The 1,545-nt window shown below is 77.7% G+C and carries 3 protein-coding genes; 1 reads left to right on the forward strand and 2 read right to left on the reverse strand.

Annotated elements, in window-relative coordinates; all coding sequences use genetic code 11:
• Positions 1–239 (reverse strand): hypothetical protein (locus VR44_RS47235; protein WP_245691869.1); only part of this gene is annotated, 239 nt, incomplete at its 3' end.
• Positions 240–255: 16 nt separating this feature from the next.
• On the opposite strand from VR44_RS47235, the gene VR44_RS48435 reads away from it, so the two are divergent.
• Entirely contained in the window at positions 256–387 is a 132-nt protein-coding gene (locus VR44_RS48435) for a hypothetical protein (RefSeq protein WP_281187148.1), read from the forward strand.
• A 38-nt stretch (positions 388–425) separates the two neighbouring features.
• On the opposite strand, the gene VR44_RS16520 is transcribed toward VR44_RS48435, so the two are convergent.
• On the reverse strand, positions 426–1,545 hold a 1,120-nt coding region (locus VR44_RS16520; RefSeq protein WP_045948266.1), incomplete at its 5' end, for an alpha/beta hydrolase family protein.

Genomic DNA, 1,545 nt, shown 5'->3' on the forward strand with positions numbered 1-1,545 from the left:
GACGCGGACAGTACGGCCGCGCTGCCCCCGCCGCCGACGCCGAGCGCGTCGGCCGCGCCCTCGCCGCCGCCGGCCGGGACCAAGGTGGCCTCGGCGACGGATCCCGGCACCGGGGCGCGGATGACGGTGCAGGTGACCCCGGCGGCCCGGTGGGTGCGGGTGCGGGCGGCGGTGACCGGGGTGCCGGCCGGGGAGCGGTGCCGCCTGGTGGTGGTCTCGCGGGACGGTACGCGGTCCACGGCGGGCGGCTGGGTCGTGGGCACGGCGGAGCACGGCGAGGGCAAGGGCGCGGCCCTGGACGGGTCGGCGGCCGTGGACCCGGCTGACGTGCGGGCGGTGCTGGTGGAGAACGAGTCGGGGCGGACGTTCGTGTCCGTGCCGGTGTGAGGACGGGGCCCCGCGCGGGCGGGGCCCCCTACGGGCCGTCAGGGGTTGTGGAAGCGGACCTCGGGGGCGTCGGCGGCCGGGCCGTCCAGGACCGGCCGGGGCTGTCCCTTGAGGTGCCGGTCGAAGAAGGCGGCGACGTAGGTCCGGGTGAGCTCCAGGGCGCGGGGGCCGGGCAGCGGCGCGTCGGGGTGGGGGACGCCGAGCTGATCGCGCAGGGCCGGGTAGTCGGTCGGGCCGAAGTGGTCGGTGCCGTCGACGGTGATCCACCGCTTCCAGCCGTCGAACCGCGCCCACATCGTCTGCCAGTTGGCGTTCTGTCCCCCGGGCACGCTGACGGCCGAACCGAGCAGCATGAAGGGCCGGCCGCCGATCCCGCCGGCGGGGTAGGGCTCGGGCAGGCCCCCGTCCATGTCGATGCCCGCGCGGATCCGCCGGTCGGCGGCCATGGCGGGCAGGGCGGAGGCGCCGCCGATGGAGTGGCCGGCCATGGCGACGCGGTCGGCGTCGATGATTCCGGCGTGCCGCCAGACGGGGTGGCGGCCGGTGAGGCGGTCGAGGAGGAAGGAGACGTCCTTGGCCCGGACCGCCGTGACGGCCTCGATGCCGCCCTCGCCCCGGGTCTGGCCGCAGGCCAGGCAGGTGAGGACGCGGCCGCCGGGGAAGGCGGTGGCGGCGCTCTCGTAGGCGTGGTCCACGGCGGCCACGACGTAGCCCCGGGAGGCCAGGTCCTCGGCGAGGGAGGTGAGGGTGGCGCGCGGGACGGTGAAGCCGGGCGAGAGCACGATCAGCGGGTAGCGGCCTTCGACGGGCCGGGCGGCGACGCGGGCGTGGGCCCGGGTGGCGGCGAAGACCGCGGGGTCGATGATCTTGTCGAGGCCCTTGTCGGCGAGGATCAGCCGGGCCTCCTCGGTGCTCATGTACGGCGCCGGGGCGCGGCCGGTGCCGCGCTGCACCGGATAGCGCAGGGTGACCATCAGCTCGCGGGGGCCGGTGTGGGCCCAGGGGTCGGTACGGCTCCGGTCGACGAGGTGGAGGTCCTCCTGGCCGACGGCGTAGCGGCCGGTGGGGGCCGGGAGTTCGGGCCCGGCGGTGCGGGTGTCGACGGCGGCCGCGGGCGCGGCGGAGGCGGTGGAGGCCGCCAGGAGCGGGGCCGGGAGT

This window comes from Streptomyces katrae (assembly GCF_000966975.1).
GTDB classification, from domain to species: Bacteria; Actinomycetota; Actinomycetes; order Streptomycetales; family Streptomycetaceae; genus Streptomyces; species Streptomyces katrae.